At 70.2% G+C, this 15233-nt stretch carries 13 protein-coding genes; 7 read left to right on the forward strand and 6 right to left on the reverse strand.

The window, feature by feature from the left end; all coding sequences use genetic code 11:
* Positions 1 to 96 precede the first annotated feature (96 nt).
* Together HL658_RS16215 and HL658_RS16220 are read left to right on the forward strand one after the other, a co-directional pair.
* Complete coding sequence (locus HL658_RS16215; protein ID WP_180283355.1) at positions 97 to 1095, forward strand: ABC transporter ATP-binding protein; 999 nt, start codon at positions 97 to 99, stop codon at positions 1093 to 1095.
* Positions 1092 to 2102, forward strand: a complete 1011-nt coding sequence (locus HL658_RS16220; RefSeq protein WP_246337636.1) for an alpha/beta fold hydrolase — start codon at positions 1092 to 1094, stop codon at positions 2100 to 2102. Before HL658_RS16215 ends, HL658_RS16220 begins: the two co-directional genes overlap by 4 nt.
* Here the strand turns inward: HL658_RS16220 and HL658_RS16225 are convergent.
* Positions 2056 to 2229: a hypothetical protein gene (locus HL658_RS16225; protein ID WP_180283356.1), complete on the reverse strand. Its 174-nt coding sequence runs from the start codon at positions 2227 to 2229 to the stop codon at positions 2056 to 2058. The two genes, HL658_RS16220 and HL658_RS16225, sit on opposite strands and share 47 nt — an antisense overlap.
* 269 nt (positions 2230 to 2498) lie before the next feature.
* On the opposite strand from HL658_RS16225, the gene HL658_RS16230 reads away from it, so the two are divergent.
* Positions 2499 to 2918: a response regulator gene (locus HL658_RS16230; protein ID WP_180283357.1), complete on the forward strand. Its 420-nt coding sequence runs from the start codon at positions 2499 to 2501 to the stop codon at positions 2916 to 2918.
* Between the two features lie 21 nt (positions 2919 to 2939).
* On the opposite strand, the gene HL658_RS16235 is transcribed toward HL658_RS16230, so the two are convergent.
* The 3 genes from HL658_RS16235 to HL658_RS16245 all read right to left on the reverse strand — a co-directional run bounded on the left by HL658_RS16235 (position 2940) and on the right by HL658_RS16245 (position 7948).
* Complete coding sequence (locus tag HL658_RS16235) at positions 2940 to 5501, reverse strand: methyl-accepting chemotaxis protein (RefSeq protein WP_180283358.1); 2562 nt, start codon at positions 5499 to 5501, stop codon at positions 2940 to 2942.
* A 77-nt stretch (positions 5502 to 5578) separates the two neighbouring features.
* Positions 5579 to 6706, reverse strand: a complete 1128-nt coding sequence (gene hypD, locus HL658_RS16240; protein ID WP_180283359.1) for a hydrogenase formation protein HypD — start codon at positions 6704 to 6706, stop codon at positions 5579 to 5581.
* Between the two features lie 75 nt (positions 6707 to 6781).
* The gene (locus HL658_RS16245) at positions 6782 to 7948 is read right to left on the reverse strand and encodes a Fic family protein (RefSeq protein WP_180283360.1); all 1167 of its coding nucleotides are present in this window, start codon (positions 7946 to 7948) and stop codon (positions 6782 to 6784) included.
* Between the two features lie 190 nt (positions 7949 to 8138).
* On the opposite strand from HL658_RS16245, the gene HL658_RS16250 reads away from it, so the two are divergent.
* The 4 genes from HL658_RS16250 to HL658_RS16265 all read left to right on the forward strand — a co-directional run bounded on the left by HL658_RS16250 (position 8139) and on the right by HL658_RS16265 (position 13485).
* Entirely contained in the window at positions 8139 to 8582 is a 444-nt protein-coding gene (locus tag HL658_RS16250) for a bacteriohemerythrin (protein WP_180283361.1), read from the forward strand.
* Positions 8583 to 8721: 139 nt separating this feature from the next.
* Positions 8722 to 8898 carry a hypothetical protein gene (locus HL658_RS16255; protein ID WP_180283362.1) on the forward strand — a complete coding sequence of 59 codons (177 nt, stop codon included), beginning with the start codon at positions 8722 to 8724 and terminating at the stop codon, positions 8896 to 8898.
* 335 nt (positions 8899 to 9233) lie between these two features.
* Positions 9234 to 12926 (forward strand): vitamin B12-dependent ribonucleotide reductase, encoded by a 3693-nt coding sequence (locus HL658_RS16260; protein ID WP_180283363.1) that lies wholly within the window; start codon positions 9234 to 9236, stop codon positions 12924 to 12926.
* 157 nt (positions 12927 to 13083) lie between these two features.
* Positions 13084 to 13485, forward strand: a complete 402-nt coding sequence (locus HL658_RS16265; RefSeq protein WP_180283364.1) for a DCC1-like thiol-disulfide oxidoreductase family protein — start codon at positions 13084 to 13086, stop codon at positions 13483 to 13485.
* Positions 13486 to 13514: 29 nt separating this feature from the next.
* On the opposite strand, the gene HL658_RS16270 is transcribed toward HL658_RS16265, so the two are convergent.
* On the reverse strand, positions 13515 to 15002 hold the full coding sequence (locus tag HL658_RS16270) for a thiol-disulfide oxidoreductase (protein WP_180283365.1): 1488 nt from the start codon (positions 15000 to 15002) through the stop codon (positions 13515 to 13517).
* Positions 15003 to 15077: 75 nt separating this feature from the next.
* Complete coding sequence (locus tag HL658_RS37780) at positions 15078 to 15212, reverse strand: hypothetical protein (protein WP_281378789.1); 135 nt, start codon at positions 15210 to 15212, stop codon at positions 15078 to 15080.
* Positions 15213 to 15233 lie beyond the last annotated feature (21 nt).

Consider the following 15233-nt stretch of genomic DNA (forward strand, 5'->3'; position numbering starts at 1 on the left):
CGCCCGCGCGGGATCATACGCAAAGGCGCGCGGCGTTCAACGGGTTCCGTGGACGCACCCCGGCCGCACCGTCGCAACGAAGGCATCCGTTCCCCCATGGCCCACGCCGTTCCCGTCTCCCCCATCCGCTTGCCGGCCTCGGCCGTGGAGGTGCGGGGGCTGACCAAGACCTACGCCGGCACCGGCAAGGCCGGCCCGAAGCTGGCGCTGAAGGGCATCGACCTGACGATTCCCCGCGGCTCGCTGTTCGCCCTGCTCGGCCCCAACGGGGCCGGCAAGTCCACCCTGATCAACATCCTGGCGGGGCTGGTGAACAAGAGCGCCGGCAGCGTCGCCATCTGGGGCACCGACATCGACGAGCACCCGCGCCAGGCGCGCGCCTCGATCGGCGTGGTGCCGCAGGAACTGAACATGGACCCCTTCTTCACCCCGCGCGAGATCCTGGAGCTGCAGGCGGGCCTCTACGGGGTGCCGAAGCGCGAGCGGCGCACCGACGAGCTGCTGGCCGCCGTCGGCCTGTCCGACAAGGCGGACGCGCACGCCCGCTCGCTGTCGGGCGGCATGAAGCGGCGGCTGATGGTGGCCAAGGCCATGGTGCACAGCCCGCCGGTGCTGGTTCTGGACGAGCCCACCGCCGGGGTGGACGTCGAGCTGCGCCACCTGCTGTGGGAGCATGTCCGCATGCTGAACCGGGCGGGCAGCACGGTGCTGCTGACCACGCACTACCTCCAGGAGGCGGAGGAGCTGTGCGACACCATCGCCATCATCAACCACGGCGCCGTGGTGGCGTGCGAGGCGAAGTCGTCGCTGCTGCGCCGGGTGGACGCCAAGGCGGTGATCATGCTGGTCGACCGTGACCTGGACGCGGTGCCCGCCACACTGGCGGGCTTCACCGCCGACCTGCCGGAGCCGCGGCGCCTCGTCGTCCGCTACCAGCCGAGCCGGCAGCGCATCGACGCGGTGCTGGCGGCGGTGGCCGCCGCCGGCCTGTCGATCGTCGATCTGACCACCGAGCAGTCGGACCTGGAGGACATCTTCCTCCAGCTCACCGGTGGTGCCCATGCGGCGGCTTCGGGGACGGGGGCGGCGGCATGATCCTGCCGGGCGGCCTGCCGCGGCTGCTGGCCGCCGCACTCCTCGCGCTGGGCCTTGCCGGCTGCAGCACCGCCTTCCAGCCGATGGGGCCCAGCGTGGAGGTTGCGCGCATGACGGACGCCGAACTGGTGGCGCCCGATGGTTTCCGCCTGCCGCTGCGCCGCTGGGCGCCGCCGGAGGGGATGCCGGTGCAGGGCGTGATCCTTGCCCTGCACGGTTACAACGACTATTCCAACGCCTTCGACGGGGCCGGCCGCTGGTTCGCCGGGCGGGGCCTCGTCACCTACGCCTACGACCAGCGCGGCTTCGGCGCCACCCGCAACGCCGGGATCTGGGCGGGGGCGGACACCATGGTGGCCGACCTGCGCATGGCGGCCGATCTGCTGCGCGCCCGCCATCCCATCGGCACGCCTTTCTACCTGCTGGGGGAGAGCATGGGCGGGGCGGTCATCATGGCGGCGCTGGCCGGACCGCACCCGCCGCGCACCGACGGCGCCATCCTGGTGGCGCCCGCCGTGTGGGGTTTCAACAGCATGGGCTTCCTGCCGCGCACGGCGCTGCGGCTCAGCTACGCCGCGGTGCCGGGCTGGGTCGTCCATCCGCCGAAGGAGCTGAACATCCAGCCCTCCGACAACATCGAGATGCTGCGCGCGCTGGGCCGCGACCCGCTGGTGATCAAGGGTTCGCGCGTCGATGCGCTGTACGGCCTGACCGAGCTGATGGGGCGCGCCATGGACGCCTGCGGGCGGTTGCGGGCGCCGGCCCTGATGCTCTACGGCCGCCACGAGCAGGTGCTGCCGAGCGGCCCGGTGGAGAAGGCCATGACCGCCCTGCGAAGCTCCGCGCGCAACCGCGTGGCCCTCTATCCCAAGGGCTACCACATGCTGCTGCGGGACCTGTCGGCGGAGGTCGTGCTGGCCGACATCGCCCACTGGATCGGCAATCCCTCCGAGCCGCTGCTCAGCGGCGCCGACCGTACGGATCCGGCGCTCGTCGCGGCGCGGTGAGGGCCGCGGCCAATGCCGCGCGCCGCCGTCCGGCGGCCGACGCGGCGGCGGCGAGCGCCAGCGTGGACAGGGTCATCAGGATGCCGGCGACCAGGGCGCCGTTCAGGGCGACGATCAGGGTGTCCATGGCGCACCTCCGCAGGGGGCAGGGGCAAGGGGGGTAGGACCCCAGCCTGCGCCCGGATGCGGCGGCTGGGAATGATCGGGATCAAATGATCAGCGATCCGGCGAATCCGCCGTCGGCGGGTCCGCCGCATGGACGGGTCAACCCGGACCTTCGTCACGGCCGCAAGCCGTAGCCTATCGCCGATGGTGAAAGCCGGCGCAGCCACTATTGAAGGCAGAGAAACGCTGCCCATTTTCGGCGCACAGTCCACGAAGAAATCGGGTTGCGTTGTGAAGATTCTCGTCGTCGAGGACGATCCGCTGATCGGCCCCGCCATGAAGGCCGTGCTGACCAGCGTCGCGCACGAGGTCGTCGGCCCCGTCCGCGCCGCCGCCAAGGCGAGCCGGCTGGCGGCCCGCATGCGTCCGGATCTGGCGCTGGTCGATTACCATCTGGCGGGCGGCGAGGACGGGCTGAGCCTGGTGCGCAGGCTGCGCCGCGACCTGGGCGTGCCGTCGCTGCTCGTCACCGGCTTCGACCACCGCTTCCAGGAGGTGCGGGACGACGCCCTGGGCCTTCTGCGCAAGCCCTTCACGCCGCAGGCGCTGACCGACGCGGTGGCGGCGGTGGAGCGCCTGCTGCACGGGCTGCTCCCCCCGGTCCTGCCGCCCTCGCTGGTGCTGTTCGGGGAGCCGCGGCCGGCGGCGTAAAGCCGGCCGGGCAGGGGGGGCTCACCCGCCCGCGGCGTTGCGGAAGAAGGCGATCATCCGCCGGAGGTCGCCGGCCTGATCGGCCAGCGACCGTGCGGCTCCGCTCGTCTCCTCCACCATGGCGGCGTTCTTCTGGGTCATCTCGTCCATCTGCGAGACCGTGGCGTTGATCTCGTCCAGGGCACCCGCCTGTTCGGCCGAGGCGGTCGCCATGCCGGCGATGCGGGTGGCGACGTCCTGCACCCCGGCCATGATCCCGTCGAGTGCCGAGCCGGCCTGGCGCACCAGCGCCACCCCGTCGCGTACCTGTCCGTCGCTGTCCAGGATCAGGGCCTTGATCTCCTTCGACGCCTGGGCGGAGCGCTGGGCGAGCTGGCGGACCTCCTGTGCCACCACGGCGAAGCCGCGCCCGGCGTCGCCGGCGCGCGCTGCCTCCACCGCGGCGTTGAGCGCCAGCAGATTGGTCTGGAAGGCGATCTCGTCGATCACCCCGATGATGTCGGTGATGCGGCGCGCCGACTCCTCGATGCGCTGCATGGCGGTGACGGCCGAGCCGGCGACGCTGCCGCCGCTTTCGGCCGCCTTGCGGGCCTGGGCGGCCAGCTGGTTGGCCTCGTGCGCGCTGTCGGCGTTCTCGCGCACGGTGGCTCCCAGCTCCTCCATGGCGGCGGCGGTCTGCTCCAGGCTGGCGGCCTGCTGCTCGGTGCGGTGGGCGAGGTCGTCCGAGCCGGCGGAGATCTCGGCGGCGGCGGACGCGATGGTCTCCGCCGCCGCGGCGATGCCCGACACGATGTCGCTCAGCCGGTCGGCGGTGCGGTTGGCGTCGTCGCGGATGCGGGCGAACATCCCCTCGTGCTCGCCGGTCATGCGCCGGCCCAGGTCGCCGTCGGCCAGCGCCTCCAGGAAATCCACCACGTCCCGCAGCGACCGCGCCGCGGCCTCCGATTGGGCGTTCAGGCGCCGGGCGAGGTCGAGCATGAAGCCGCTCTTGCCCGCCGGGTCGATGCGCCGGGTGAAGTCGCCGGCCGCGGCGGCCTCGGACATGGCGGCGATCTCCGCCTGGATGGTCAGCTCCTGCGTCACGTCGCGCCATTCCACGACGGTGCCGTGCCGCTCGCCCGCCGCGTCGATCACCGGGGTGGCCACCAGGTCGAATCGGCGGGAGCCGACCTCGATGCGGGCGCGGTGGGGGGCGGTGAGGTCGCGGATCATGGCGCGCTGCTCCGCCGGGTTCTTATGGAACCGGTCGAAATCCGCCCCGATCAGGCTCGACGCGTCGAAGCCCGGCAACTGCCGGCGGATATCCTCCTCCGCCGTCTTGAACATCTCCTGCACGGCGCGGTTGACATAGATGAGCGTGCCGTCGCGGTCGGCCATCATCACGTTGGCGGACACGGTGTCGAGCGCGGTCTTCACCCGCATCGCCGCCACACCGGCGTTGCGGATGGCGTGGATGGCGCGGGCGAGGTGGCCCAGCTCGTCGCCGCGCTCCTCGCCGGGAACGGTCACCTGCACGTCGCCCTCCGCGATCCGCGTGGTGGCGCCGGTCAGCCCGCCGATGGCGCGGGTGACCGAGCCCACCACCATCAAGCCGATGGCGACGGCCCCCGCCGACGCCACCAGCGCCACCCCCAGCAGGATCGCGAAGTCGGTGGCGGCCCGCTTGGCAGCCGCCGCCGCGGTCGCGCGCAGGGCGTTCGCGGTCGCATCCTCCACCGCCTTCAGCCGGTCGATGCGCGCGGTGGTCGCCTTGAACCAGTGGGGTGCGGGCGTGCCCTTCAGGTCACCGCCGATACCGGCGTCGATCGCCAGCCGGCGAAGCCCCTCGACTCCCTGGCTGTCCGCCCCCTCCAGCTCGCGCGTCAGCGCGGCGCCGAGCTCGGCCGGGGCGGACGCTCGGTGCACGCCGAAATAGGCGTCCTGCGCCGCGATCAGCCCGATCAGCCGGGCGTAGAGCGTGCCGTCGAATCGCCCGGCGGCGAAGCCGGCGGAGCCGGTCGCCCGTTCCTGCCCCGCACGCTCCTTGCCCTGGAGCAGGGCTGCGTAGGCGTGGACGAGCTGGCGCACCTCCGCGTCGGTGGAGGCGCGCGCCAGCTCCCCTGTGGCGTCGAGCAGCCCGCTGATCAGGCGGGTGTACTGCGCGAAGCTGTCCGGCCCTTTGACCGTCAGCCGGTCGATGCCGGCGCGCCGAGCGTCCTGCCCGGCCAGAAGCCCCTCCGCCTCCGCCAGCCGGGTCAGGAAGGCGGCGTAGGCCGGCTGGTCGCGCAGCGGGGCCAGCGCGTGCGTCAGCGCGGCGGCGGCCTGGCTGGTCAGCCGGCGCTGCTCGGTCAACTCGCTGCGGAACTGGGTGCCGCCGCTGGCGAGGAACAGGGCGGACGCGCCGCGTTCCTTCTGCAGCTCGTGGGCGAGGGACCCGATGGCCACCGCCGCCTCGGTCAGCGTCTCCACCCGGCCAAGGTCGGCCAGGGTGCGCCAGCGTTCATACACGGTGACGGCGGAAATCCCGACCAGGGCCAACACCGCGACCAGCAGGCCGGCGAGGACCTGCTGCCGGATCGGCCGGTTGGAAAGGCGCAGGCTCATGACCGACTCCTGATGCGCAAGGGTTGCGCCGGCGGTTGCCGGCTCACCCTTCGGTGTAAGGTTCTATGACGTTCGGATCAAGCCGCGTGGTTACGGAACCGGCCATAGGTATAGTGTGCGGCGCAGGCCCCCTCCGACGACACCATGCAGGAGCCGACGGGGTTCTCCGGCGTGCAGCCGGTGCCGAACAGCGCGCAGTCGGCAGGCGCCTTGCGCCCGCGCAGGATCTCGCCGCAGGCGCAGCCCTTGTGGTCGGCGACCGAGCGGCCGGGCACGGCGAAGCGCCGCTCGGCGTCGAAGGCCGCGAACGCCTCCCGGATGCGCAGCGCGCTGTCGGGGATGGCGCCCAGCCCCCGCCATTCGAAGGAGGGGCGAAGCTCGAACACCTCGGCCACCAGCGCCTGCGCCTTGCGGTTGCCGTCGCGGGTGACGGCGCGGGTGAACTGGTTCTCCGCCAGGGCGCGGCCGTCGTTGATCTGCCCGACCAGCATCAGCACCGCCTGCATCACGTCCAGCGGCTCGAACCCGGCCACCACCACCGGCTTGCGGTGCTCCTCCGCGAAGATCTCGTAGGGGCGGCTGCCGATGACGACGGAGACGTGCGCCGGGCCGATGAAGCCGTCCAGCGGCACGCCGGCCCCGGCCTCCTCCGGGCTGTCCAGGATGGCGCGGATCGCGGCGGGGGTCAGCACATGGTTGCAGAAGACGCTGAAGTTGGTCAGGCCCTTGTCGCGCGCCGCGCGGATGACCACGGCGGTGGGCGGAGTCGTGGTCTCGAAGCCGATGGCGAGGAAGACCACCTCCCGCTCCGGGTTGCGTTCGGCGATGGCGAGCGCGTCGCCGGCCGACAGCACCATGCGGATGTCGGCGCCCGCGGCCTTCGCCTTCAACAGGCTGGTGCGCCCCGACGCCGGCACCCGCATCAGGTCGCCGTAGGTGCACAGGATCACCCCCGGCTGGCGGGCGATGGCGATGGCGTCGTCGATGCGCCCGACCGGCAGCACGCAGACCGGGCAGCCCGGCCCGTGGATCAGCCGGATCGCCGGCGGCAGCAGGTCGGGCAGGCCGTAGCGGGCGATGGCGTGGGTGTGGCCGCCGCAGAACTCCATGATGTGGTAGCGGCGGTCGGGCCGCACCGCCGCCGCGATGGCACGGGCCAGCCCGCGCGCCAGCGCCGCGTCCCGGAACTCGTCGATGTACCTCATGCCGCCCGCCTCTTCTCCGCGCACCGTCGCCGCGGCATTGGGCCGCAAGGGGCGGTGCGGCCGCATTGATGCGGGTCAAGCCTTGGTTGCGGGCGTGTTCACGCGCGGCGACCGGTGCGGCGACGATTCGAACAGGGCGATGACCTCGGGCGCGACGAACAGACGATCCCGCGCCCGTGCCCCGGCCGCCGTCACGATCCCCATGCCGGCAAGCTGGCCGACGGCCCGGTTCACGCTGGCGAAGGTGCCGCGGCCGATGCCCGCCACCGCATCCCGGATCGTGAAGGCGGGCGTGGTCAGGATCCACGGCACCAGATCATGCACGGCGCTGTCGGAACGGACGCTCCCCGTCGTGCGCTTCCAGCCGTCGAGAAGCGTTCCCAGCTTGCCGATGCGGTCCAGGTTCAGCCCGGCGGTCTGCGCCGTCAGCGCCAGGAACACACGCGTCCATGCGCCCATGTCGCCGGTCAGCCGTCCCCGCTTCAGCGCGGAGACGTAGGTCTGTTTGTCCCGGTGCACCGCCTCTCCGAGGAAGCAGCAGGCGTTGCGCGTCGCCCCCTTGGCGCGGAGGACGAGCGGCACCAGCAACCGGCCGACGCGGCCGTTGCCGTCGGCCGTCGGATGGATGTGCTCGAACAGCCAGTGCGACACCGCCTGGCGGACGAGTTCGGGACCGCCCGTCGCCATGGTGAAGGAGGCCCACGCCTCCAGCGCCGCGGGAAGCGCGGCCGGCGACGTGTAATGGAACAGGCCGGTCGGTGAGTCGGGATCGTCCGTGGCGTTCGGGTGGGCCTTCCAGCGTCCGGCCTGCGCCGCCCAATAGGGATCGGGGTCCCGGTCGAACAGGCGGCGGTGGATGGCGAGCGCCGCGTCGCATGGTGCTCCCATCCCGTCTTGGAGATCGTCGAACGCCTCGGCAGCCCCGGAAACGGACGCCGCATCCTGCGGATCCTTCGCCCGCCGCAGGGCGCTCTGGTATTCGAGCAGGTCGGTGAAGGAGGTGGTGGCGCCTTCGGCCCCCGAGGAGTGCACGGCATCCAACCGGGCGAACAGCCGCCCGACGACACCGGGCACCGGGAAGGCGGACAACGCCCGGTCGAACGCCTCGACGACCGGGCGGGTGCGATCGAGCGCCTCCCACACCTCGTCGGTCGGGGGCAGCGGGGGCACGGGTGGCCGGTAGCAGGCGACGATCCGTCCGCCCTCCGCCTCGAACGGTTCGTAAGCACCGAAGCCGATCACGGCAGGCGTCCTTATTATACTTTAGCTGACGATCGCATAATAACGCGGTGGCGCGCTGTCGGATAGCGGGCTCCGCCGGTCGTGAGACATCGTGCCGCCTTGGTGCCCGCGCACCCACCGCGTATGACCGGTGCCACAAGAAGGCGGCCGGTTCGTCCGGCCCAACAACCATGAGGGGACGGAAACCACCATGCAGCCGAAGACCATGAAGCCCAGCGCTGGCCCGCGCTGGGAGACGATCGCGTGGCAGCCCGGATTCGGCGTCGGCCACGGCGCCATCGACGGCGACCACCGCCGCCTGTTCGAGCTGTTCAACGAGTTCGCCACCGCGGTGAACGAGAACCGCGGCGACGCCGAGATCCAGGGCGTGTTGGGCGAGCTGCTCGAATACACCGATTACCATTTCGACCGCGAGGAGGGGCTGATGCGCGAGCATGGCTATCCCGACTACGCCGGTCACAAGGCGATGCACGACGCCTTCGTCCGCCAGCTCCACGACGTGAACAACGCGCTGGATGCCGGCGGGGAGAAGGGCGCCTATGTGCTGGGCGTGCTCGGCAAGTGGCTGACCGGCCACATCCTCGGCGTCGACAAGAAGCTGGGCGCCTTCCTGGAGCAGCGGCCGGCGGCGTGAGCGTGTGCGGCGCCCTCGGACATTCGCCGGATGAGGGTGTCCGCATCGACCCTGTTGCCTGCGGCTGTGTTCATGATGATATTTTCGCGTCGGTACGCCCGGTGACGGGGACCGTGCCGGGACAGCAGCGGGGACAGCCATGAAGGACATGATTCTCGACGCCTACGCCCAGGCGCTTCTCGCCGCGATGGAGAAGGGGATCCTGGGCGAGCGGGCGAAGGTCGCGGCCCGCAACGCCACCGCGCATGTGGTGTCCAGGGAACTGGGGAAGCCGGTCACGCCGGAGATGGTCAAGGAGATCGTCACCAACGCGTGAGCAGCCGCCCACCCCTCTCGACCTTGGGGCGCTACCATGGGGCGCGACCACGGGGCCGCGCGGCCGGACAGGCCGCCGCGGCCCTTTTTCCAGTTATCCACCGCGAATCACCGCACCCCCCGGAACCATCCCCATTTCCCACCGTTGTGTGGCAATCGACACAATATCTTGTGGATGGTTTCAGGTGTGACACCAAATATGTTGCGTGTCGCCGCCTGTGGGGCTAAGGTCCCCCCATCATACAGGATGTTGTGGCTGACGGCCATCGGCCGGCATGGGATGAGCCCGTGCCGCAGCGGGTGGCTTCGCCGCCAAGCCAGGGGAGCTCTTCTCACATGCGGATCCAGCGACGCTTCACGATCGAAGGCCAGGATGCCTACGCCGGCCTCGGCTTCCGCAGCACCGCCAGCGAGATCCGCAATCCCGACGGCTCGGTCGTCTTCCACCAGGCCGGCATCGAGGTGCCCGAGGGCTGGAGCCAGGTCGCCAGCGACATCCTGGCGCAGAAGTATTTCCGCAAGGCGGGCGTGCCGGCCAAGCTGAAGCCGGTCGAGGAGAACACGGTCCCCTCCTGGCTGTGGCGCAAGGAGCCCGATTCCGAGGCGCTGGCGGCACTGCCCAAGGAGAAGCGGCTGGTCGGCGAGGAATCGGCCAAGCAGGTGTTCGACCGCATGGCCGGCACCTGGACCTATTGGGGCTGGAAGGGCGGCTATTTCGATTCGGAGGAGGACGCGCGCGCCTTCTTCGACGAGATGCGCTTCATGCTGGCCGCCCAGATGGCCGCCCCCAACAGCCCGCAGTGGTTCAACACCGGCCTGCACTGGGCCTATGGCATCGACGGCCCCGGCCAGGGCCACTACTACGTCGATTTCCAGACCGGCGAGCTGGTGAAGTCGCAGTCCGCCTACGAGCACCCGCAGCCGCACGCCTGCTTCATCCAGTCCGTCGGTGACGACCTCGTCAACGAGGGCGGCATCATGGATCTGTGGGTGCGCGAGGCGCGGCTGTTCAAGTACGGCTCGGGCACCGGCTCCAACTTCTCCCGCCTGCGCGGCGAGGGCGAGAAGCTGTCGGGCGGCGGCAAGTCGTCGGGCCTGATGAGCTTCCTGAAGATCGGCGACCGCGCGGCGGGCGCCATCAAGTCGGGCGGCACCACCCGGCGCGCCGCCAAGATGGTGACGGTCGATCTCGACCACCCCGACATCGAATCCTACATCGACTGGAAGGTCATCGAGGAGCAGAAGGTGGCGGCTCTCGTCGCCGGCTCCAAGATCGCCCGCGAGCACATGACCCGCGTCATGGAAGCCTGCAAGGGCGGCCTCGACCCCAAGGAGAACAAGGATCTCAAGAAGGCGATCGTCGCCGCCCGCAAGGCGCAGATCCCCGAGAACTACATCCAGCGCGTGATCCAGTTCGCCGGCCAGGGCTTCACCTCGATCGAGTTCCGCACCTACGACACCGACTGGGACTCCGAAGCCTACCTGACCGTGTCCGGCCAGAACTCCAACAACTCCGTGCGCATCAGCAACGACTTCATCTCCGCGGTGCTGGAGGATGGCGCCTGGGACCTGAAGGCGCGCACCACCGGCAAGGTGACGAAGACGCTGCGCGCCCGCGACCTGTGGGACAAGATCGGCTACGCCGCCTGGGCCTGCGCCGATCCCGGCGTGCAGTTCGACAGCACCATCAACGAGTGGCACACCTGCCCGGAGTCGGGGCGCATCAACGCCTCCAACCCGTGCTCGGAATACATGTTCCTGGACGACACGGCCTGCAACCTGGCGTCGCTGAACCTGATGACCTTCCGGCGCGTCGATGGCTCCTTCGACGTGGAGGCGTTCGAGCACGCCTGCCGTCTGTGGACCGTCGTGCTGGAAATCTCCGTGCTGATGGCGCAGTTCCCGTCGAAGGAGATCGCGCAGCTCTCCTACGAGTTCCGCACGCTGGGTCTGGGCTTCGCCAACCTCGGCGGCCTGCTGATGGCGTCCGGCCTGTCCTATGACTCGGACGCGGGCCGGTCGCTGTGCGCCGCCGTCTCCGCGGTCATGACCGGTGTCGCCTACGCCACCTCCGCCGAGATGGCGGAGGAGCTGGGCACCTTCCCGGCTTACGATAAGAACCGCGACGCCATGCTGCGGGTGATCCGCAACCACCGCCGCGCGGCGCACGGCGCCACCGACGGCTACGAGGGGCTGGCGGTGAAGCCGGTGCCCTTCGACGCCGCCGATTGCCCGGACGCCGACCTCGCCGAGGCCGCCGCCCGCGCCTGGGACCGCGCGCTGGCGCTGGGCGAGGCGCACGGCTTCCGCAACGCGCAGTCCACGGTGATCGCGCCGACCGGCACCATCGGTCTGGTGATGGATTGCGACACCACCGGCATCGAGCCCGACTTCGCCCTGGTGAAGTTCAAGAAGCTGGCCGGCGGCGGCTACTTCAAGATCGTCAACCGGCTGGTGCCGGTGGCGCTCGACACGCTGGGCTACAGCGCCAGGGAGATCGCCGCCATCGAGCGCTACGCGGTCGGCCATGGCACGCTGAAGGGCTCCCCCGCCATCGGGCACGAGGCGCTGAAGGCCAAGGGCTTCACCGACGAGGCGATCGCCAAGGTCGAGGGCGCGCTGCGCACCGCCTTCGACATCAAGTTCGTCTTCAACAAGTGGACGCTGGGCGCCGATGTCATCACCGGCACGCTGGGCGTTCCGGCGGCGGCGCTGGAGGCGCCGGGCTTCGACCTGCTGTCGGCGCTGGGCTTCACCCGCGGCGAGATCGAGGCGGCCAACACCTACTGCTGCGGCGCCATGACGCTGGAGGGTGCGCCGCACCTGAAGGACGAGCACCTGGCGGTGTTCGACTGCGCCAACCCCTGCGGGCGCATCGGCAAGCGCTGCCTGTCCTGGCAGAGCCACATCACCATGATGGCGGCCTCCCAGCCCTTCATCTCCGGCGCCATCTCCAAGACCATCAACATGCCGAACGACGCGGCGGTGGAGGAGTGCAAGGACGCCTATCTGATGTCCTGGCGCCTGGGGTTGAAGGCCAACGCGCTCTACCGCGACGGCTCCAAGCTCAGCCAGCCGCTGTCGGCCTCCCTGCTGGAGGGCATCGAGGACGAGGACACCATCGAGAGCGTCATCGACGCCCCCAACGCCGCCCGCGTGCCGCTGGTCACCGAGCGTGTGGTGGAGAAGGTGATCGAGAAGATCATCGAGCGGAAGTCCGCCGCCCGCGAGCGTCTGCCCCACCGCCGCAAGGGCTACACCCAGAAGGCGATGGTCGGCGGCCACAAGATCTACCTGCGCACCGGCGAGTACGAGGACGGTCGCCTCGGCGAGATCTTCATCGACATGCACAAGGAAGGGGCCGCCTTCCGCTCGCTGATGAACAACTTCGCCATCGCGGTGTCGATCGGCCTGCAGTACGGCGTGCCGCTGGAAGAGTTCGTCGAGGCATTCACCTTCACCCGCTTCGAGCCGTCGGGTGCGGTGCAGGGCAACGACACCATCAAGATGGCGACCTCGGTCATCGACTACATCTTCCGCGAGATCGCCATTTCCTACCTCGGCCGCGAGGATCTGGCGCACGCCACGCCGGAGGATCTGCTGCCCTTCACCGTCGGCACCGGCGACAAGCAGGGCGACCTGCCCGACGTGCCCGCCACCGCCGCCTCGGTGCATGGCGACATCGTCCGCAAGCTGGCCTCCAAGGGCTATGTGCGCTCGAACCTGCGCGTGCTCGACGGGGGACAGGCGCAGCGGGCGGTGGCCGCGATGGCGGTCGCCACCGGCACCGATGGCGTCACGGCCAGCGCGGTCGCCACGGCGGGCGGGGTCCAGGCCCACGCCGCCACCACCATGACCGGCACCGCCTATGGCGGCGCCTACAGCGACACCCGCTACGACCGCGTCCGCGAGGCCCGTGCCCGCGGCTATGAGGGAGACCCCTGCGGCGAATGCGGGAACATGACCCTGGTCCGCAACGGCACGTGTCTGAAGTGCGACACTTGCGGTTCGACCACGGGGTGCAGCTAACCAAGAACCATCCTGAGCAGAAAGACTTGGGGGCGCCTCCGCAAGGAGGCGCCCCACTTTTTTTCACGCCGGATAGCCCGAACGGCGTCGCGTGATCGGCCTTCGACTTCGCCATACTGCGGCCGCGGCCGATTCCCGGCCGGGGAGTGTGCAGCACATGGCCGGCGGCGAAGCTTCGCTCATCATCTACGACGGCGATTGCGTCTTCTGTCAGAACTACGTGCGGTTCACGCGGCTGCGGGAGACGGTCGGGCCGGTCGAGCTGCTGGACGCGCGTTCCGGCGACCCGCGGGTCGAGCGCTACTGGCGGGACGGGTTCGATCTGAACGAGGGGATGCTGTTCGTGCACAAGGGGCGGGTGCACCATGGCGCCGAGGCCGTGCACATCCTCGCCGCCCTGTCGAGCCCGGACGGCGCCTGGAACCGTCTGAACGGGCTGGTCTTCTCCAACAGCACCACGGCGGCGCTGCTCTACCCGCTGCTCAAGCTGGGCCGCCGGGCGACGCTGCTCGCCCGCGGCAAGCGCCTGATCGACCGGCCGCCCTCGCTGACGGAGTGAGCGGCCGGGGAGCACCGGCCGCCAATCCGTCAGTGCGTGCACACCTTCGGCCGGCGGACGTCCACCGTCTTGAAGATCAGAAAGGCGCGCTCCAGCAGGGACGGCTGTTCGAAGGCGGGGAAGGACGCGTGCGTCACCTCCTCCTCCACCAAGCCGTTCAGCCGGTAGGTGACCCAATGCTCGCGGTAGCGGCGCAGCACGTCCTTCAGGGCGTAGAGCACCATGCGCTCGTTCCGCGCCTTCAGATGCAGCAGGTAGGGGTGCGAGGAATCGAGGATTTCCACCACGTCGTCCTTGTAGCCGAACAGGTAGGGCGGCCTGGCGAACAGCAGGTGGTTGGTCTCGCCGCCCTCGGTGTGGAGGTTGCTGAACATGTTGATCGAGCTTTCGGTCTTCAGCCCGATGTAGGGGGAGGTGCAGGCGACGAACAGCGCCAGCGGGATGAGGTGCAGCCACAAGGGCTGGCGCGGCTGCGCGGCCCCGCGGTAGGGGAGATGCTCCAGCGCCGCGCGGGTCATCAGCACCGAGGCGACGGCGCCGAACATCGCCCACACCATGATGAAGGTGGAGTGGTAGAACATCCGCAGCGGCCGCTCCGGATAGTCGGTCGCCACGATCATCGCGCTGACCCAGGCGGCGGCCACCAGCAGCCCGCCGGCCAGCGGCAGCGCCGCGTTGCCGAACCAGCCCCGCACCCGCCGCAGCGGCCCGGCGACGCTCCGGTAGAAGTCCCGCTGCGCCTCCGGCGGCATGGTCAGCGCGTAGAGCGCGAAGACCAGGCAGGAGAAATCCATGTACCAGGAGTACGCGCTGATCGGGATGATGTAATGGAACACCAGCGCCAGGATCAGCCCCACGGCGAACCAGCGGCGCCAGTACAGCGCCGCGATGGCGATCGCCTCGATGATGAAGGTCGAATAGATCGCCAGATAGCGCCCGAACAGGTTGCCGTCCAGCCCGAAGGGGCGGGCGAGCGGCGCGTAGAGCATCACCGCGCAACTGACGTTCGGATCGAGGAAGTCGGTGTTGATCTTGTGGAAGATGCCGTAGAAGTACATCACCGCGAGCAGCCCGCGGGCGATGACGCGCAGGTGCTGGTAGACCAGCTCGCGCCGCGGCTCGGCCTGCGACCACGCCGCCTGCGCCAGCACCAGCAGGATGCCGGTGTTCATGAACAGCGTGATGGTCTTGTTGTTGGACGCCACCGGCGCCAGCAGGGCGTAGCGCAGGATGAGGGCCGCGGCGAGCAGGCCCAGCAGCCACGTCAGCCGCGGCCGGATCACCAGTGCCACCGCGGCCAGCACGGCTGTCCATCCCACCAGGAACAGGGCGGGGCCGTCGCGGCCGATGAAGGTGGACGGGTTGTCGGCCAGGCTGAACAGCATCGCCACGGCCCACATCGGGGCGAAGACGGTCAGGCCGTCATGGACGCGGGCGTGCGTGGCGGTTTCCGGCGGCCACAGGCGGGAGCGGATGGCACCCGCCAATCCCCCGCCCCGCCGCAAACCGGAGGTCATGGACATGCCTTCAAAGTTCCCTTGTGGATGATCGCTGGGCTCGTCCGCGGGGCGGCATCCACGTGCCGCCCGCTGTCACTCCGTCACCGCGCAATCCGCGTAGTAACGGCAGCCGGTGGCAACCGGCAGGTTGCTGCTGGCCACATAGACACCGACAAGCCCAAGCGCGGTCATGAAGACAAGGACAAGCTTCTTTGAAAAATCCACCATGACCCGCACTGCCCGAATGGT

It is taken from the genome of Azospirillum oleiclasticum (genome assembly GCF_013423485.1).
GTDB classification, from domain to species: domain Bacteria; phylum Pseudomonadota; class Alphaproteobacteria; order Azospirillales; family Azospirillaceae; genus Azospirillum; species Azospirillum oleiclasticum.